17 protein-coding genes are annotated in these 19,641 nt (G+C 42.4%); 13 read left to right on the forward strand and 4 right to left on the reverse strand.

Annotated features, from left to right (window positions below; all coding sequences use genetic code 11):
* The first annotated feature begins 24 nt into the window (after window positions 1-24).
* From G504_RS0109650 to G504_RS0109695, 10 genes are all read left to right on the forward strand, one after another.
* Window positions 25-453, forward strand: coding sequence for a putative quinol monooxygenase (locus G504_RS0109650; RefSeq protein WP_019669966.1), 429 nt, complete (start codon window positions 25-27; stop codon window positions 451-453).
* A 35-nt stretch (window positions 454-488) separates the two neighbouring features.
* Window positions 489-941, forward strand: coding sequence for a nuclear transport factor 2 family protein (locus G504_RS0109655; RefSeq protein WP_019669967.1), 453 nt, complete (start codon window positions 489-491; stop codon window positions 939-941).
* Between the two features lie 67 nt (window positions 942-1,008).
* On the forward strand, window positions 1,009-2,628 hold the full coding sequence (locus tag G504_RS0109660; protein WP_019669968.1) for a carboxylesterase/lipase family protein: 1,620 nt from the start codon (window positions 1,009-1,011) through the stop codon (window positions 2,626-2,628).
* A 16-nt stretch (window positions 2,629-2,644) separates the two neighbouring features.
* Complete coding sequence (locus G504_RS0109665; RefSeq protein ID WP_019669969.1) at window positions 2,645-3,550, forward strand: alpha/beta hydrolase; 906 nt, start codon at window positions 2,645-2,647, stop codon at window positions 3,548-3,550.
* 25 nt (window positions 3,551-3,575) lie between these two features.
* Window positions 3,576-4,700 (forward strand): aldo/keto reductase, encoded by a 1,125-nt coding sequence (locus G504_RS0109670; RefSeq protein ID WP_019669970.1) that lies wholly within the window; start codon window positions 3,576-3,578, stop codon window positions 4,698-4,700.
* Window positions 4,701-4,720: 20 nt separating this feature from the next.
* Window positions 4,721-5,326, forward strand: coding sequence for a flavodoxin (locus G504_RS0109675; RefSeq protein ID WP_040444078.1), 606 nt, complete (start codon window positions 4,721-4,723; stop codon window positions 5,324-5,326).
* A gap of 97 nt (window positions 5,327-5,423) precedes the next feature.
* Window positions 5,424-5,885, forward strand: coding sequence for a (2Fe-2S)-binding protein (locus G504_RS0109680; RefSeq protein ID WP_019669972.1), 462 nt, complete (start codon window positions 5,424-5,426; stop codon window positions 5,883-5,885).
* 20 nt (window positions 5,886-5,905) lie between these two features.
* Window positions 5,906-8,167, forward strand: coding sequence for a xanthine dehydrogenase family protein molybdopterin-binding subunit (locus G504_RS0109685; RefSeq protein WP_019669973.1), 2,262 nt, complete (start codon window positions 5,906-5,908; stop codon window positions 8,165-8,167).
* A gap of 66 nt (window positions 8,168-8,233) precedes the next feature.
* Window positions 8,234-10,495 (forward strand): xanthine dehydrogenase family protein molybdopterin-binding subunit, encoded by a 2,262-nt coding sequence (locus G504_RS0109690; RefSeq protein WP_019669974.1) that lies wholly within the window; start codon window positions 8,234-8,236, stop codon window positions 10,493-10,495.
* A 67-nt stretch (window positions 10,496-10,562) separates the two neighbouring features.
* Window positions 10,563-12,821, forward strand: coding sequence for a xanthine dehydrogenase family protein molybdopterin-binding subunit (locus tag G504_RS0109695; RefSeq protein WP_040444108.1), 2,259 nt, complete (start codon window positions 10,563-10,565; stop codon window positions 12,819-12,821).
* Between the two features lie 99 nt (window positions 12,822-12,920).
* Here G504_RS0109695 and G504_RS0109700 read toward each other — a convergent pair whose 3' ends face one another.
* Both G504_RS0109700 and ligD read right to left on the reverse strand, forming a co-directional pair.
* On the reverse strand, window positions 12,921-14,264 hold the full coding sequence (locus tag G504_RS0109700) for an erythromycin esterase family protein (RefSeq protein WP_019669976.1): 1,344 nt from the start codon (window positions 14,262-14,264) through the stop codon (window positions 12,921-12,923).
* Window positions 14,248-15,156 carry a non-homologous end-joining DNA ligase gene (gene ligD / locus G504_RS0109705; protein ID WP_019669977.1) on the reverse strand — a complete coding sequence of 303 codons (909 nt, stop codon included), beginning with the start codon at window positions 15,154-15,156 and terminating at the stop codon, window positions 14,248-14,250. The genes G504_RS0109700 and ligD overlap by 17 nt, the downstream gene beginning before the upstream one ends.
* 182 nt (window positions 15,157-15,338) lie before the next feature.
* On the opposite strand from ligD, the gene G504_RS0109710 reads away from it, so the two are divergent.
* On the forward strand, window positions 15,339-16,127 hold the full coding sequence (locus tag G504_RS0109710) for a sigma-70 RNA polymerase sigma factor region 4 domain-containing protein (protein ID WP_157473231.1): 789 nt from the start codon (window positions 15,339-15,341) through the stop codon (window positions 16,125-16,127).
* Window positions 16,124-16,531, forward strand: a complete 408-nt coding sequence (locus tag G504_RS0109715; protein WP_019669979.1) for a hypothetical protein — start codon at window positions 16,124-16,126, stop codon at window positions 16,529-16,531. Before G504_RS0109710 ends, G504_RS0109715 begins: the two co-directional genes overlap by 4 nt.
* A 183-nt stretch (window positions 16,532-16,714) precedes the next feature.
* Here G504_RS0109715 and G504_RS0109720 read toward each other — a convergent pair whose 3' ends face one another.
* Together G504_RS0109720 and ftsH are read right to left on the reverse strand one after the other, a co-directional pair.
* Complete coding sequence (locus G504_RS0109720) at window positions 16,715-17,101, reverse strand: hypothetical protein (protein ID WP_019669980.1); 387 nt, start codon at window positions 17,099-17,101, stop codon at window positions 16,715-16,717.
* A gap of 25 nt (window positions 17,102-17,126) precedes the next feature.
* Window positions 17,127-19,076: an ATP-dependent zinc metalloprotease FtsH gene (ftsH, locus tag G504_RS0109725; RefSeq protein WP_019669981.1), complete on the reverse strand. Its 1,950-nt coding sequence runs from the start codon at window positions 19,074-19,076 to the stop codon at window positions 17,127-17,129.
* A gap of 157 nt (window positions 19,077-19,233) precedes the next feature.
* On the opposite strand from ftsH, the gene G504_RS0109730 reads away from it, so the two are divergent.
* Complete coding sequence (locus G504_RS0109730; RefSeq protein ID WP_019669982.1) at window positions 19,234-19,620, forward strand: hypothetical protein; 387 nt, start codon at window positions 19,234-19,236, stop codon at window positions 19,618-19,620.
* The last annotated feature ends 21 nt before the right edge of the window (window positions 19,621-19,641 follow it).

Consider the following 19,641-nt stretch of genomic DNA (forward strand, 5'->3'; position numbering starts at 1 on the left):
AATTGGACTAACACAAATAACAAAATGAGACTTCAAAAATTTGGATTGCTTTTTGTTTTGATTGCTCTATCGGCAGGTTCCTCTGCTCAAAAAACCAAAAAAGCTAAAAACTACACAAATCCAGCTGAAATGATGGTAAGGATTGCAGAAATTGAAATTGATTCCAATTTTGTTGATACCTATGTTGCCATTCTCAAAGAAGAATCCGAAGCCTCGGTGCGTTTAGAGCCGGGGGTGATTTGTATATATCCTATGTTTGAAAAAGAGAAACCAACACAAGTCAGGCTTTTGGAGGTTTATGCAAACAAAGAAGCCTATGAATCGCATTTACAAACACCACATTTTAAGCACTATAAAGAGACGACCTTGGAAATGGTCAAAGACTTAAAATTAATTGATATGGAGGCGGTAGATGCAGAAACTATGCCCAAGATTTTTAGAAAATTGAATTAATAAAATTTAAACATAAACCCTTTAAAATTATAAATATGAGAACATTACTTATCGCAATTTTAACTATCACATTAGGGGCATCGTCCTTTGCACAAAATGCTAAAATTGAACAGGAAATCAAAGATCTTTCCAAAGCAAAATGGGAATGGATGGCAGATAAGGATGTTAACAAACTAGCAGACCTGTTTCATGATAAATCCCGTTTTGTACACATGAGCGGTTCCTGGAAAAAAGACAGGGAACTTGAAATAATTGAAACCGGAAGTATCTGGTATAAAAATGCGGATGTACATGATGTTGTCGTAGAAGTTTTTGATAATAACACTGTAGTACTATGGAACCGCATTACTCTAATGGCCCATGTTCGTGGCAATGACGTGTCTAATGAATTTACGGTGACCGAATTCTATAAAAAAGAAGGAGACAACTGGAAGTTGTTGGACCTTACCTTCAGCAGCGTTCGTGATACCCATGAAATTGCACATTAAGCAAATCTCAACTTCGGTAAATTAATGACAAGGAAATAAACTTAAATAACTCAATTTAATAACAAAAATGAAAAAGTATATTTTAGGATTGAGTTTATTAATAGGAGTTGCTATTTCTGCACAAGAAAGTGCACCCAAAGTAAAAACCGAATTGGGTGTAATCCGTGGTGTGCAAGAAGATGGTGTAGCCAGTTTTAAAGGAATACCCTTTGCGGCTCCTCCAATTGGTGAGTTTCGTTGGAGAGCCCCTCAACCATTATCACCTTGGGAAGGTGAATTGGATGCTACGGAATATGGTGCCAACTGCGCACAGTCCGGTTGGGGTGGGGCCCCGGGAACCATTAGTGAAGGTTCATCCGAAGATTGCCTGTACCTAAATGTGTGGAAACCCGCTGATGCAAATACGGGTGCGAACCTGCCCGTCATGGTTTGGATTCATGGTGGAGGCTTTGTTGGTGGAAGTGGTTCCGGAGCTGGAATCGCGGGTGATGAATTTGCGAAGAAGGGAGTGGTTTTAATCACCATTAATTACCGTTTGGGGCGTTTAGGGCATTTTGCATTTCCAGCGTTGAGCGCCGAAAATCCTGAAGAACATAAAGGCAGTTATGCCTATATGGACCAAATTGCAGCACTGCAATGGGTGCAAAAGAACATTGCCGCTTTTGGTGGTAATCCTGATAGTGTGACGATTTTTGGTTTTTCTGCGGGTGGCGTATCGGTACACTCTTTAATGACCATTCCAGATGCAAAGGGACTTTTCCACAAAGCCATCAGCCAATCTGGTGGCGGCAGGGATGGTGTTCTTACCGGGCGGCCCATCAGAGAAGATAATGCTGATCCCTTTTACAAGTTTTCGGCCGAAACAATCGGTGTCAACTTTGCCAAAAAACATGGAATAGAAGGTACGGATGCCGATGCCTTACGCAGGTTGCGCGCATTGCCTGTGGAAGAAATTGTAGATAGCGGTCAAGAAAATGATGGTGAAGGTGGTCCAAGAACGTATTCAGGACCTATTTTGGACGGTTCGTTGGTGGTAGAAACAGCTGAAAGTGCCTACAACGCTGGTAGACAAATGCAAATACCATTGATGATCGGTTCTAACAGCGCCGAAATCGGGGGTAGTTTTGTCAATAACAGTAAGACAAAAGAAGAACTGTTTTCACTTTTTGGCGAGTTTAAGGAGGAAGCACAAGCTGCCTATGATCCTGATGGCACCAAAGATTTTGAAGAGGTGATTACCAAGTTCAATACCGATTGGGTGTGGGGAGAACCGGGACGTTTTGCCGCCAGGGCTTTCGCGGAAAAAGGTGAACCTACGTTTATTTACCATTTTGGTTTTGTACCCGAACCTATGAAGGAAAGAATGAAATACGGTGCCGGCCATGGTTCCGAAGTTGGCTATGTGTTTAATAATCTTGATGCACGTTGGGGTAATCCAGAGACAACTCCTGAAGATAAAAAAGTGGGGGAAATCATGAATGGGTACTGGGTAAATTTCGCCAAGAACGGAAACCCGAATGGAGATGGATTACCAAACTGGCCAGTCTATACTAAAAATGAAGGTGAAATTATGGATATACAGTTAGATGGTGCAGCCGTTGGAAAACCAGATCCAAGAAAAGCGAGATTGGATGTCATTGAAAAGGGGGTTAAACTCAGAAACGAACTACAATCACGCGGTATATAAACCAGTTGTGCATTCTATGAATAAATTCAACAACATAGTCGCAACAGCAGTATTGTTTTTAACCTTAATAGGTGAAGGTTTTTCACAAACCAATCGGGTTATTGAGGTATTTCCTGAGGGAACGGTTTTGCATGGCGATATTAACTATGCCAACGACACATTGCAAAAACATTTGTTGGATATCTATTTGCCCCAAAAAGTATCCGGTAAAATACCCTTGGTCGTATTTGTGCATGGCGGCGGTTGGTTGGTCAATGACAAATACGCCGATATCGGGTACATGAAAGAAACCGTTGCTGAAATTGTTTCTAAAGGTTTTGCTTTGGCCTCCATTGATTATCGTTTCGCGACCCAAGCTGTTTTCCCGGCCCAAATTCAAGACTGTAATCGTGCGGTTTCCTTTTTGGTCGATAATGCAGATAGGTACGGTTTCGATAAAGACCGAATTGCCTTAATAGGATTTTCCGCAGGGGGTCATCTGGCTTCCTTGATGGGACTTTCAAAAAATAATGATATTGCCGATTTCTTTGTGCCGAAAACCACTAAAGCGTTTGGTTTTAAGGCCGTGGTGGATTTCTACGGTCCCGCCGAACTGATTTTATTCCCAGGGGCCAATGATGCCAAATCGCCTGAAGCTTTATTGATTGGTGCTCCTCCCCTTGATAGACCTGACTTGGCCAAGATGGCTAGTCCGGTAACCTATGTGGATGAAAAGGATCCTCCTTTTCTGATTGTTCATGGGGAAAAGGATGATTTGGTTTCGCCAAGGCAATCTCAGCTCTTAAGTTCTTGGTTGACGGTGAATGGTGTTGAAAACGAATTGATCATGGTTAAGGAAGCCCCACATTTTGGAGAAATGTTCGATGTGGAAAATATACGGACCAAGGTTATTGATTTTTTGCAAACACACCTACAGAACTAAGTAGTATTAATTTAAGTATACGCATATGAAAGCGAAAGGAAATAATTTGAACAGAAGAAATTTTATATCAAAATCTGCCCTTCTAGGAGCGGGTATGGTGGCAGGCCCACTGGCTTTTTCGAACGAAAAAAGTTCAACCGGTAAAATTGAGGGTTTAAAAGCAGCTTCCAACCCTGAAAAGCGGATGTTGGGCGCATTGGAAGTATCGCCAATAGGACTTGGTTGTATGAGCATGAAAAGTGGCAGCTATAATCCACCTCGTGATAAAAAAGACATGATTCCCGTGATACGGGGAGCTGTGGATCTTGGTGTTAATTTTTTTGATACAGCAGAGGTATACGGCCCATTTACGGATGAAGAACTCGTAGGCGAAGCACTTGCTCCTATGCGTAATGAGGTGGTCATTGCAAGTAAGTTTGGTTTTGATTTGACCTCCGGGCAAAGAGGGGGTAGAAACAGCAAGCCGGAATTTATAAAACAGGCTGTAGAAGGCATGTTGAAAAGGTTGCGGACGGACCGCATTGATTTGCTCTATCTGCATCGTTTGGACCCTAATGTTCCGGTTGAGGATGTGGCCGGAACCGTAAAAAACCTGATCAAAGAAGGGAAAGCCCTGCATTTTGGTTTATCAGAGGTTTCCCCTACTACGATTCGAAAGGCCCATGCTGAGCAACCCGTTGCAGCAGTTCAAAGTGAATATTCAATGATTCAGAGAGCATTGGAAAATGAGGTCATTGACACCTGCGGTGAATTGGGTATCGGCTTTGTGCCATGGGGTGCTGTAAACAGAGGGTTTTTGGGCGATAAATTTAATGAATATAGTCGCTTTTCAGCAGATTCCAGATTTGCCTCGGTACCGTATTTTACACCAGAAGCTATTAAAGCCCACATGAAAGTGCTCATTCTGGTTCGCGAATGGGCCAGAAAGAAAGATGCCACCCCAGCTCAAATTGCTCTGGCCTGGGTAATGGCACAAAAGCCTTATATCGTCCCTATTCCCGGAACAACAAAACTCCATCATATGAAAGAAAACATGGGTACCCTCAACATAAAATTCACCAATACAGAATTGATGGAATTCAGGGGGGCACTGGAAAAAATACCATTGGTGGGCGTTAGAGGGCCGGAGACCGCTTTGATAGACCAATAATAATTTTATCTGGGAAATATATGTACCATAAGATCTTAGTTCTATTTACATTGTTTTCATCTTGTTTACAGATGCAATCCGGGCAACAGCAGCCTCAGGCTTCTGACAATACTTTGATTATATATCTCTCACGCACCAATAACACTAAGGCAGTTGCAGAGCTAATTCACGACAAAGTCGGCGGTGATTTGGTGGCCCTGGAATTGGAAAATTCATATCCCGAAGATTATACTGCCACAGTAAGGCAGGTAGCCCGGGAAAACGAGACCGGTTACTTGCCCCCTTTGAGAACCAGGATTAATTTGGATCAATACGACACGGTCTTTTTGGGCTTCCCCACCTGGGGCATGCAATTGCCGCCTCCGATTAAAAGTTTTTTGCATAAATACGAATTGGCTGGTAAAACTATAATCCCGTTCAATACCAATGCGGGTTATGGGGTGGGTAGTGGTTTTCAGCAGATAAGACAGCTGTGCCCGAACAGTACCATTATGCAGGGGCTATCGTTAAAAGGTGGAATAGAACGGGACGGTATTTATCTGGTCATAAAGGGAGAAAAAAGAAGGGAAACCGAATTAGAGGTAATATCCTGGTTGCGGAAACTTAATATTTTAAAACCAAAGTGATAGTAATCCAAAATTTTAACACATTTAATCCATAGGTTTGAACTTTAAATAGCAAATACAAAAGAAAATTCATAAATTCATAGAAACTTTTACAATCATGGCAAAATTTTCATTAAACATCAACGGAAAAACACAAGAAGTAGACGTTGATCCCAACACCCCAATGCTTTGGGTGTTGCGTGACCACCTTAAATTGGTTGGAACAAAATATGGCTGCGGAATCTCACAATGTGGTTCCTGCACCATTCATTTGAGCGGTATTGCGGTTAGAGCTTGTATGCTTACCGTATCGGCTGTTGGCAATCAGGAAGTCACTACTATTGAGGGTCTTTCAGAAAATGGCGATCACCCGGTTCAAAAAGCCTGGCTGGAAGTAGACGTACCACAGTGTGGCTATTGCCAGGCGGGGCAGATTATGACAGCAGCCGCGCTGCTGGAAAAGAATCCCAACCCTTCTGATTCAGAAATTGAAATGGCAATGAACGGCAACATTTGTCGGTGTGGAACCTATGTCCGTATCAAAAAAGCCGTAAAAATGGCGGCTAACAGTGAATCATAGTGGATTCTAAAAAATATAAAATGACACTCCTAAAAACGCAGATCGGTCGCCGTGCCTTTATAAAAAATACCAGTCTGGCAGGTGGTGGACTTGTATTGGGCTTTAGTATTTTAAACTCCTGCAAACCCAGGGATGTAGAATCTATGGCCGTTAAGGAAATGCCTGAAGAATGGTTCGAGATCAATGCCTATCTGAAAATTGGTGATAACGGCCTGGTGACCATCATGGCCCCCAACCCTGAATTTGGGCAAGGGGTAATCACTTCAATGCCCATGATCGTGGCCGACGAATTGGATGTGGCATGGAAAGACGTACTAGTGGAGCAAGCCAATTTTAATGCAGAAGAATACGGTTGGCAATTCTCAGGTGGTAGCCAGGGTATCCGTCGACGTTGGGAAGGATTGCGCATGGCGGGTGCCACAGCAAAACAAATGTTGAGAGAAGCCGCTGCACAAACATGGGAAGTTCCCGTAGTAGAAGTCAAAGTTTCAGAAGGCGTGCTTACCCACAAAGCCTCCCAAAATTCTGCCGGCTTTGGGGAAATGGCTGCCATAGCAGCACAAATGGAAATACCAGAAGAAGTATCTCTGAAGGAAGTTAAAGACTTCACGATTATCGGCAACTCAAAAAAGAATGTCGAGAACCAAAAAATCATCACCGGAAAACCATTGTTCGGCTCTGATTACCAGTTTGAAGATGCCCTTGTCGCCATGGTAGAGCATCCTCCGGCATTTGGCCTGCAATTGAAATCTTATGACGATTCCGAAGTTCGCACTATGCCCGGTATTGTGGATGTTTTCAAGATTAAGACCCTGGAAGATAATATGAAACGGGGCTATTTTGACACCAATGCCTTTACTGATTTGGTGGTCATTGTTGGTAACACAACATGGGAAGTCATGAACGCCAAAACGAAGTTGAATGTGGAATGGGAGCCCATCTCAGATTCAAAATTTATTGTAGATCGATTTGGCACTGAAATGGAAGTACATATACCCGGTGGTCTGGAAAGTACTGGCGTACACTATGCCAAAATGAACGAAATGGCCGCTACTTCGGGAACTACGGCACGTAAGGACGGTAATCCTGAAACTGCCTTTAAAACTGCGGCAAAAGTCATAGAACGGTCCTATACCTGTCCATTCCTTGCACACAACTGTATGGAACCCATGAACTTTTTTGCCCATGTCACCAAGGAGGGAGCAAGGCTTGCCGGGCCCTTGCAGGCACCTGGTTTGACCGAATCAACTGTCGCGGCACGATTGGGTATTCCCATTGAACAAATAGACATTGAACTTACCCGTATGGGAGGTGGTTTTGGTAGAAGAGCCTATGGTCATTATGCCGTTGAGGCAGCCCTTATTTCGCAACAGGCAAAAGCACCAATAAAACTGGTTTACAGTCGGGAAGATGATATGACTTTTGGCATCTATCGCCCATCCTATCAAGCTAACTACCGCGCAGCACTTGATGAAAACAATAATTTGATTGCCTTTCATGTGAAGGCCGGAGGGGTGCCAGAAACTCCATTGTTTGCAAATCGATTTCCGGCGGGGGCAGTAGCTAATTATTTGGCCCAACAATGGGAAATCAATTCAAATATTACCATAGGTGCATTCCGGGCACCGCGTTCCAACTTTATGGCCGGTGTTGAACAGGCCTTTTTAGATGAAATTTCCGAAGAGGCCGGAAAAGACCCTATCGATTTTCGATTAGAACTGTTGGAAAGTGCTAAAAATAATCCAGTTGGTGAAAAAAACGATTATGATGCTGACCGCCTGGCCGGAGTGCTCAAACTGGTAAGGGAAAAATCTAAATGGGGTGAATCCATACCAGGGGTTCACAGAGGTGTATCCGCCTATTTCTGCCATAACAGTTACGCCGCCCATGTGGTAGATGTTGTAATGGATGGTGATACGCCAAAAGTGGAAAAAGTAGTCTGTGCCGTTGATTGCGGCATCGTGATCAACCCGGATGCTGCTTCCAATATGGCGGAAGGGGCAATCATCGATGGTATTGGGAATGCGATGTATGGCAATCTTTCCTTTGTAGACGGAAAACCTGAGCAGAGTAATTTTGATAGTTACAAGATTATTCGCCATAGCGAAGTACCGAAGAACATAGAAGTTTATTTTGTAGAAAACGAAATTGACCCTACAGGACTGGGCGAACCTCCATTTCCACCGGTATTCGGTGCTTTGGCCAATGCACTATACAAGGCCACAGGCAGGAGGCATTACCATCAGCCCTTTGCTAACGATAAACCACCTTTGGTGGGATAAATTAAAGAATATATAATGCCGGGAATTTTTTAAAGAATAAAAATCTAATACGTAGAAAATCACAATATGAAAACAATAAAAACAAAATTCGGAAGACGTGCTTTTATAAAAAATACCAGTTTAGCAGGTGGCGGACTGGTTCTTGGATTTAGTTTTTTAAATTCTTGTAAACCGGAACAGGCAAAAGAAATGGCTGTCAGGGAAATGCCTAAGGAATGGTTCGAGATTAACGGCTATTTAAAAATTGGTGATAATGGCCTGGTTACCATCATGTCTCCAAATCCGGAGATCGGTCAAAACGTAAAGACCTCCATGCCAATGATTGTTGCAGACGAACTGGAAATTAACTGGGAACAGGTAATTGTGGAACAGGCGCCGCTTAATACCAACCTCTATAGCTGGCAGGTAGCCGGGGGAAGCCGGTCCATTAGCAGCTCCTGGCAAGCCCTTCGTATGGCTGGAGCAACTGCCAGACACATGCTCAAAGAAGCTGCTGCAAAGGCCTGGCAAGTGCCGGTAGATGAAATAACTGCAGTGGCCGGTATAATATCCCATGAAGCTAGTGGCAATTCAGCAGGTTATGGTGAAATGGCATCAGCAGCATCCTTAATGGAAGTACCAGAAGAAGTAGAATTGAAGGAGCGGTCAGAATTCTCTATCATTGGTACTTCGCGCAAAAACGTAGATGGAAAAAAGATTGTTACGGGCCAGCCTTTGTTCGGCCTGGATGTTCAACGGGAAGGAATGTTGATCGCCACCCTGGCGCATCCACCGGCTTTCGGCATGAAACTTAAATCTTTTGATGCAGACTCGGCCAAACAAATGCCGGGTATACGAGATGTATTTTCCATAAAACTTTACGAGGATGACTTTAAAAGAAGTGCTTTCCACCATACAGCATTCAATGAGGTCGTAGTAGTATTGGGTGAAACAACCTGGCAGGTAATGCAGGCGAAAAAAAATATAAAAATCGAGTGGGAGAAAGCTTCGGATGTAACTGTGGGCATGACTATGTTCGGGAACGACATGAACGTTAACCACCCTGCAGGTTTGGAGAACACAGCAACCCACAGGTCAAAAATGGAAGAGCTGAAAGCCAGAAACGGAAGGATAGTCCGCAAGGATGGTAATCCCGATGATGCATTTAAGAATGCGGCTAAAATAATAGAAAGGAGCTACAGTTGCCCATTCCTGGCACACAATACTATGGAGCCAATGAATTTCTTTGCCAATGTTACCGAAAATCACGCAGAGTTACTGGGACCTACCCAAACACCGGAATGGATGGAACCCGCCATTGCTGAACTTTTAGGCCTTCCGTTAGAAAATATAGATATTATGATGACCCGACAAGGGGGTGGATTCGGCCGCAGACTTTATGGGCACTTCATGGTGGAGGCAGCCGCAATCTCACAAAAAGCAAAAGCGCCTGTTAAACTTGTTTACAGCCGGGAGGACGATATGTCGCAAGGCACGTACCGCCCAAGCTATTCCGCTACCTATCGTGCTGCGCTGGATGCAGAAAACAATTTAACCGCATTTCATATCAAAGCAGGAGGAATTCCCGAGAGTCCGCTATTTGCCAATCGATTTCCGGCAGGGGCTTTAGACAACTATCTGGCGGAAGATTGGACCATAGAGTCCAATATCACAACAGGTGCTTTTAGGGCTCCAAGATCAAATTTCATTGCAGGTGCCGAACAATCTTTCCTGGATGAAGTGGCAGAGGCGGCAGGTAAAGACCCTATAGAATTTCGACTGGATTTATTAAAAAGGGCACAGGAAAATCCAGTAGGGGAAACTAATGACTATGATGCCAGTCGATATGCAGGGGTATTAGAATTGGTCAGGGAAAAATCAAATTGGGGTTCTGATAAATCAGGTATGCACCGTGGGGTTTCGGCCTATTTTTGTCATAATAGCTATGTAGCTCAGGTTCTTGATATTGAAATGAACAACGACCAGCCAATAGTTCAAAAAGTTACATCAGCCATTGACTGCGGTATTGTTGTCAACCCTGATGCAGCGACCAACCTGGCCGAAGGTGGGGTTGTAGACGGAATTGGCCATGCTATGTACAGCGCAATTACTTTTAAGGATGGTGCACCGGAACAGAACAACTATGACAAATATCGGTTGATTCGCCATAGTGAGGCACCAAAGTCCATCGAAACCCATTTCGTGGACAATGGTATAGACCCAACCGGACTTGGTGAACCTCCTTTCCCCCCTATCATGGGAGCTCTGGCCAATGCTTTATATAAAGCTACCGGAAGAAGGCATTACCATCAGCCCTTTATTCTGGATAAACCGCCATTAGTGGGATAACCGGAATAATATAGCATCATTTTGGATTAATCCGTTAATGCAGCCCTTAAAAGGAAACCAGGATTTCATGAATACAATAAAAACTAAAATAGGAAGGCGCGCATTTATAAAAAACACCAGTCTGGCAGGTGGCGGCCTTGTCCTGGGCTTTAGTTGGCTAAATTCCTGCAAACCTAAGGAGGCAGGAAAAATGGCGGCAAAGGGAATGCCCAAGGAATGGTTTGAAATCAATGGCTATCTGAAAATTGGTGAAAATGGGTTGGTGACTATAATGTCTCCCAACCCTGAAGGTGGTCAGAACGTAAAAACATCCATGCCCATGATCGTTGCCGATGAACTGGATATTGACTGGAATGATGTAATAATAGAGCAGGCCCCTTTAAATACAGATTTATACAGTCGTCAATTTATTGGTGGCAGCAATGCCATTCGATTCGGATGGAATGGACTTAGAATGGCCGGTGCATCGGCCCGTCAGATGCTTCGGGAAGCAGCCGCACAGACCTGGCAGGTGCCCGTAGAAGAAATCACAACAGTCGCAGGAGTATTGCACCATCAAGGAAGTGGCAAATCTTCAGGATACGGAGAAATGGCTTCGGCAGCGGCCCAAATTCCTGTCCCGGATGAAGTTGAACTTAAAGAAATTAAGGATTTTAAGATTATTGGCACATCGCGTAAAAATGTAGATGGGTTTAAAATCGCAACAGGGCAAACCCTATTCGGCTCTGATATCTATAAAGAAGGGATGCTGACTGCAATGATAGTCCATCCTCCCGCTTTTGGTATGAAACTAAAATCAATTGACGACTCAGGTGTCAGGTCAATGCCCGGGATAAAAGATGTTTTTACAATTAAAGTATTAGATGATGATTTTGAAAGGCAGCATTTTGATACCTGTACGTTTCTCGAAGTTGTTGCCATTGTAGGAAATACTACCTGGGAGGTAATGAATGCAAAAAAAGCAATTACTGCGGAGTGGGAACCTTTCGAAAGCTATACAGAACAAAAAAGATTTTATGGTGGGTCAGCAGCTCAAACCCTGAACATCCCGGCCGGTTTGGAGAGTACAACCAATCATAAAGCTAAAATGTCTGAGATGGCATTTAATCAGGGTCAAACGGTACGCAAAGATGGTAACCCTGAAGCCGCATTTAAGAATGCAGCAAGGGTAATAGAGCGAACTTATACGGCTCCTTTCCTTGCTCACAATTGCATGGAACCCATGAACTTCTTTGCCGATGTACGAAATGGGAAAGCAGCACTGGCAGGGCCATTACAAAAAGCAGAATTAACTGAACAGGCATTATCAGCTCGTTTAGGAATGCCTGTAGAGCAAATTGATATCCAATTGACCCGCCTGGGGGGAGGGTATGGCCGACGTTCTTATGCTCACTGGGCCATAGAAGCAGCTCTAATCTCCCAAAAAATGAATGCTCCGGTGAAACTCATTTACACACGGGAGGATGATATGACGGGAGGCATCTACCGACCAATGTACCAGGTTATTTATAAAGCGGCCTTGGACGAAAAAAACAAGCTTACAGCAATTCACATAAATGCGGGAGGTATTCCCGAAAGCCCTTTATATGCCAATAGGTTTCCTGCAGGTGCCGTTGATAACTACCTGGCAGAAAGCTGGACAATCAATACAAATATTACCATTGGTTCTTTTAGGGCACCGCGCTCTAACTTTATGGCGAGTGCGGAACAGTCCTTTCTGGATGAATTGTCAGAAGCAGTTGGAAAAGATCCCATAGATTTCCGTTTGGAGCTTTTAGAAAAAGCCGGGCAGAATCCGGTAGGTGAAAATAATGAATATGATGCGGAACGTTATGCCGGCGTCTTGAAACTGGTAAAGGAAAAATCTAATTGGGGTAGCAATGAAAATGGCTTGAGCCGTGGAGTTTCCGCTTATTTCTGTCATAATTCCTATGCTGCCCAGGTACTGGACATGAAATGGGAGAATGACAAACCCATTATTGAAAAAGTTACCTGTGCTATTGATTGTGGTATTGTGATCAATCCGGATGCAGCAACGAACCTTTGTGAAGGAGGTATTGTAGACGGTATTGGGAATGCATGGTATGGGGAATTACCTTTCAAGGATGGTTTGCCCGAAAAATCTAATTTCGATAGGTATCAGATGATTCGTATGAGTGAGGCACCCAGGGAAATTGATGTTCACTTTGTTCAAAATGATATAGATCCTACCGGACTTGGCGAACCCACCTTCCCCCCTATTTTTGCCGCTTTAGCCAATGCTTTATACAAAGCAACGGGGAAGCGGTATTATCACCAGCCTTTTAATTCCAGGGAGCCTGTTTAGGTATAATAACTGCAGGATAGCACTATCTTTATAGCATGGGATTGGAAAATATCTGCCATCAAACTATTTAAGCAAATCAAAGTTGTTATTACCTAATTGCTAAAACGCCCAAGGATAGGTTTCGGGCAACTGGGATCTATCTACGAAAACCTTCATTGGGTGAACGGCATATGAGCTGTCTATATAGATAAAAGCATCATATCTTTCCGTCATTATTGAGGGTACGTAATTACCAACTTGCTCGTGCCCGGGATGATAGACTACCCCAATAGCCCTGTGTGGAATATGTTTTCTGAAACCGCTTTTATCCTTTAATTCATCCATTAGAATCAATTGATCTCCTTTTCCTGTTTGGTGTAACAGCCATTCCCATGACCCCTGCATTGCTTGCGGCACCTTCATACTTCGCATGGGCGCCCCCCACTCTTCCGCAGCAACAACAGTGCCTTGGTTGGAACCAAAACCTACAATCCGGGGATTATAGGCGGGAAGTTGTTCCCTTACCAATTGACCTAAATTTATAGAGCCTTCCAGGACCATATCAGTAGCCCTTGCATCTCCAACATGCGTATTGTGTTCCCATACAATAGCTTTTGAATTTGATCCGTAAAAATTTAACAACCGCTTTAAGGTTTCCAGCATATGGTAGTCGCGTAGGTTCCATGAGTTTTCATTTATGCTTACCATAGCACGGTAGTAGCTTTCTGCATTTTTGGCGATGTATGCGTTCTGTTCTATATTTAACGAAGCCTCAATATCCGTATTATAAGAGGCTGCGCGCTGTCTGATATCTCCCAAAAGTTTCACCACTTCATTTTCACATGTCCTGGACAAATACCGCTGTAAAGATCTTGCATACGCCATCCCCATCTCATCACCAAATGGTTCAAAACAGCCCAAAGCCCTTTTTGCAGTTGGCAACAGGGATATATCATGCGTCTCTAAATAGTCAATTATTGCTTCCATGGATTCCCATAGGCTGTAAACATCCAAACCGTAGATTCCGACTCCTTTATTAGTTGGTATAGTTTTATTATGCTCATGCAGCCATGATACCAGGGCTTCTGTTTCCCAGTTGGCCCACATCCATGTTGGCCAGCGATTGAATTCTTTCAAGATCTCCACGGAATTACCGCTATTTGCATTATAATGTTTTACATAACGGTTTACACGATAAAAATCGGGCCAATCGCCCTCTACAGCTATAAAATTGAACCCATGTTCTTCAATAAGACGTTTACTAATGGCAGTTCGCCAGGTGTAATACTCATGGGTTCCGTGTGAGGCTTCGCCCAATAATACCAAACGGGAATTGCAGAGCTCATCCATGAGGGGGTTTAAATCCAAAGGACTATTCAAAGGTCTGCCCGAATTTCTCAGGATCGAGATTCGTTTATCTGTGTTTTCCATTGTGTTTAAGCTGTCTTTAATTAAGTTCCGCATGGGTTTGTTCTTCTAATAATTCTTCCAGTTTGGTTTTGGCGTCAGCGATACTTTTACGGTTTTTTTCAAAGTGCTTCCATGGACCTTCCATCTCCTCTAACCTTTTGAATACATTATGAATGGTATAGGTTTGGGCGTGCAGCGCACTACTATTCAGTTCATCCCAGTGGAGCGGTGTGGCCACGGGAGCTCCCTCTATTGCTCTTACAGAAAACGGGCAAACACCGGTTTGTGCGTATGCATTGCGCATATAGTCTAATAACAACCTGCCTTTACGCTGGTTCTTAGGCATTGCCATTGTATATTTTCCGGGGTCGTTAAAGCAAATATAAGTGCCTGCTTTTTTAGCAAAATCGCGTACTTCGTTGAAATTTTCAGTGCAATTCAAGGGAATAACCACATGTAGCCCTTTTGAACCCGTAGTCATAAGGAAAGTTTTCATTCCCAGTCTGTTTTCCAAAATTTCACGTAGTGTCCTGGCTCCTTCTACCACGTCATTAAAATTGTTTTTTGGTGGATCCAGGTCAAAAATTAGTTTGTCCGGAAATTCCAGTTTATTCATTCTGCTAAGGGTGATATGAAAAGTAATCGTACCCTGATTTACGAGGTATATAAGGGTATCCACAGTATTGCAGATTACATGGTTAACCCAACCATTTTTCTTTTTTACTCTGGCAGTTTTTATCCAGTTCGGGAAATAAGCCGATGCGTTCTTTTGAAAAAACCCTTCTTTTATAATTCCGGACGGAAAACGATGTAACGTAAGGGGGCGGTCTTTGAGAAAAGGAAGCATATGGCCCGCAATCCTTTCATAATAATCAACCAGATTACCTTTGGTAATGGCCGTATCCGGAAATAACAGCTTATCCCTATGTGTAATTTTTATCTCCATAGTGTATTATTACCATTAGCATCAGTTTTTCTTAATACCCGCACTGCACTGACTGCCAAGTTATTCCAATCTTTAATTCTACAAAATGATGTGCATCAGTTGTGGAAATTTTCAACAATGATCAAAATCATTTGATCGGTCGTGATAAGATTGCATTTTTACATAACATAAAAAGTTTTATTATGGAAAATTCAACTGCTTATTACGAAAACAAGAAAGCATTCCATCTATTTGTGGCTCGAACCTATACCGATCTGGTACAACTAAAAAGAGAAGGCAAAAAGGAGGAGTTTAATTCACTGCTATTAAAGGTTATGCCCGAGGTGAAACTTTACATCAAAAGGAAATTAAATACAGCTATGTCCAAACATCTGATTCCCAGGGGAAAATACAAGCCGGAGGATATTACAGATCAGCTTTATTTAGAGGCATTTGACCACTTTGATGAAATAAAGCGCAAAAAAGACTTCCACCCCTGGTTGTTCAAAAAAGCAGATTCACTGCTGGATGAGATTATGGCTGATGAGGAGTTCGATACACTATTTTTGGACAATATTGATTCCTATGCTAAAGCAGAATGGGATAGTATGGCCGAAAAATTTAGCGTGGATGGAGATGGCGACTATGTTATGATGGAAGAACTGGATGACATCTCCTATAGAAAACATGATTATATTTTAAAAAACATTTTCCTGGAGGACAGCGGCAGGGATATGATGGCAAAATTGGATCGGGATCTTGGCAAAGAGAACATTCGTAAGCATACCGAAATGGTACTGCATCATTTACCAGCCGATATGCGTGCTGTTTTTGAACTTTTTACCCAACACCAATTTGAGCTGGACGAAATCTCTAAAATACTCAATAAAGATATCCTGGAAATTGAACAACTCCTGGAAGATGCGCGAAGCAGCCTTGAAACCACTTTTTATAAAAGATTTGTAAATGGATTTAAAAAAGAAACAACATGAAAACTACAAATGCTAACCCCAAAACGGATGTGTTATTAGGTACGGGATTGATTGATTTGCATATAGAAAGCAAGGAATGGCTTGAAACAATAGCCTTTTGGAAAGATGAGATTCGTTTTTTTGCAAACCTTCTTCAGAAAAAAGAAACTAAAGAGAATACAAAATCTCAATTGGGCAGAATACTTAAAAGCCTGGACAAAATTCACATGGAAATATTTGATTATATGTCGGAAGACATAATGAGACATGAAAGTATTTTGGCACGGTTGCAGAAAGGACAAGAGGGTTTGGCCGACATCGATTATAGAAATCAACACAACAAGGTTAAAAGCACCATGGCTAAATTTGAAGTTGAATTCAGGGGTTTCAAAAGGTTAGTCTTTGAATATGCTAAGGGACTATAGTAAAAAAATACTTCAATAATTGATTGGAAATGGAATTTAAATTCTGAGCATGATTTCATAATAATGAGGTCATGCTCAGTTCGCTTAAAGAATACAGGATTAAAACAAGCTATGATACTCCAGGTAAAGGTCTCCCCAATCCAACTTAAAAATACCCGGCCAAAAGAAATTACCCCTGGCAAACTACATATATTTGGTTAGAAAACGGAAGAACTCCTTTTTAAGGTCTGCATAAATCTCTCGTTGGGTTTCCATTTTATTCCGAAATTCCAGATGCCTTTTAACCAGTACGGTATCCAGTGCATCTTGCCCCTGTTGGCTTTGGCCGGCTATTCTGGTTTCATGTACCTCTATAGCCTCTTTTAGTTTGTCAATAATGCCGTTGTGCAGGATAAATTCATTTTGGTAATGCTCTAGTTGTGCAAGTACCTCCTTATCAGTCCAGCGGGTTACCAACTCGCTCAACCTGATGTTAAAAGATCTCAGTTCATCCTCCCAAAAGGCGAGTTCGGACCACCATTGCTGGTGTTCAAAATGCAGGTCCGCGTTGTAAATTACTTCTTTTTCCATGATATTTTGTTTTAATTTTCACTTATTAATCTCCTTCTAATTCAGCAATAGCCCTTTTTCCCATGATCTTTTCCAAATCATCTTTTTCAACTATTTCTTTTTTCAATAAAAGTTGTGCAAGTTCTTCCAGTTCTGACCTATGTTCTAAAAGGAGCTTTTTTGTTCGGTTATAACAACCGTGCACCAAATCCTGCACCTCTGTATCTATTAACTTTGCCATATTCTCACTATAGGGTTTCCCAAACATACGTTCATTCTGACCTGTGGAGTCGTAATAACTAATGGGGCCAATTTCCTTATCCAAGCCATAATAAGCGACCATGGTATACGCCTGTTTAGTCACTTTTTCCAGATCATCCAATGCCCCGGATGAAACCTCATTAAAAATAATTTCCTCTGCCGCGCGCCCGCCAAGAGATGCACAAATCTGGTCTACAAACTGTGCCCTTGTTACAATTTGCCTTTCTTCAGGCAGATACCAGGCAGAACCCAGGGATTTTCCCCGGGGAATAATAGATACTTTGACCAGTGAATCCACATTTTTTAAATGCCAGCTTGCAACGGCATGCCCGGCCTCATGATGCGCAACGATTTCCTTTTCCTTAGCAGAAATTATTTTGCTCTTTCTCTCCAGTCCTCCAACAACCCGATCCCTGGCCTCCATAAAATCTTCCTGCTCAACCTCCTCCTTCTTTTTACGTGCAGCGATGAGTGCAGCTTCATTGCATATATTGGCTATATCAGCTCCCGAAAATCCCGGACTCAATGCACCCAGCTCCTGAACGTTTACATTTTTAGATAATTTAAGGTCCCGTATATGAACCCCGAAAATTTCAATTCGTTCTTGTTTATTGGGCAGTTCAAGGTAGATATGCCGATCAAATCTTCCGGGCCTTAATAAGGCCTTGTCCAAAACATCCGGGCGATTAGTGGCAGCTAAAACAATTACTCCTGTATTAGGGCCAAAACCATCCAGCTCTGTCAGCAATTGATTTAGGGTACTTTCCCTTTCATCATTGGCTTGAAATGCATTTATCTTTCCGCGCGAACGGCCCACAGCATCAATCTCATCGATAAAAATAATACTAGGTGCTTTTTCTTTGGCACGCCTGAAAAGATCCCGAACCCTTGATGCGCCTACTCCAACAAACATTTCTACAAACTCCGAACCAGACATGGAAAAGAAAGGAACCCCGGCTTCACCCGCTACTGCCTTGGCCATTAAGGTTTTCCCTGTTCCCGGTGGGCCAACAAGCATAACTCCTTTAGGGATTTTAGCTCCTAATTTAGTGTAATGTTCCGGGTGTTTGAGGAAATCTACCACTTCGATAACCTCAGCCTTAGCTTCTTTTAAGCCTGCAATGTCATCGAAAGATACTTTGCTTTTATGCCCTTTCTCCGTTAATTGGGGAGATGATTTTCCAAAATTGAACAAGGGGTTCGATGTGCCTCCGGTTCGCATTCTTCGAAGTGTAAATCCCCAGAACAAGACCAAAAAAAGAAGAGGCAATAACCACGGTACAATATTCCAAAAATCTATACGGTTCTGATAACTTACTTCTACTTTGTCCTCAGTAGAAAAGTCTTGCTGTGCCATGGCCATTTTGTTTTCAAAACTTTCCACTGAACCAATCTGGATCGCATAGTGTGGTCCTGTTTTATAATTAATGGCCTTATCATTAATCCATTGGTGTTTTGAATCTGTAAGACTTTCTTCTTTAATATATATTTCTGCTACCTCCTTATTGACAACCACTATTTTCGCAACCTCATGTTGAGAAAGCATCGAAGTCTCAAACTCCTGCCAGGTTATTTCTTTGGTAACAGCAACAGGGTTTGAAAAAATATAAAACAATAGAAGTGTCGTAAAAAGCAAAATATAGCCCAAATTAATGTTATATCCTCCCCCGGGCTGTTTTGGCTTGCCTTTTTTGGCCGAATCAGTATTTGTTTTTTTATCGGACGATTGTTTCATAATTTTTATTCAGGCCGGATGAACATATACCAATTGAAATAGCATAATTGGCAACTCACCGGATATAAAAATATATCTATATAACCATCCCTGAAATGATGTAGGTCATTACAAACTATCGGGACATGCTATTATTTTGTAATTAAAATTATAAGGTATGACCAGGTTTAAAAAATTTCGTTATTTAATGGTCCTGACTTCTTTTATCATCATTGGAAGCTGTGGGCCTGTTGTAATGACCACAGGAATCAGTGAACCTCCACCCCCATGGTTCTATCCTAACCGGGTGGAAGTAGTTCGTTATGTCTATTTCCCGGAATACTTTTTTTACTATGACCTATCGGCACGGACCTATATCTATTTGGATGGGGGAGTCTGGGTTAGGCGAAACTTCTTGCCACCGCGATATCGCAATTTAGATCTGCGGCGTTCAAGGTATGAACGTGTAAAAGGATATCGTAACGATGATATCCAAAGGTATCATGAGGAACATAATGCCAATAGGGGCAGAAGCAATAGAAATACACCCGGAAGAAGAAGTTGATATAATAACATTATAAACTCA

The organism is Eudoraea adriatica DSM 19308 (assembly GCF_000382125.1).
Taxonomy (GTDB): domain Bacteria; phylum Bacteroidota; class Bacteroidia; order Flavobacteriales; family Flavobacteriaceae; genus Eudoraea; species Eudoraea adriatica.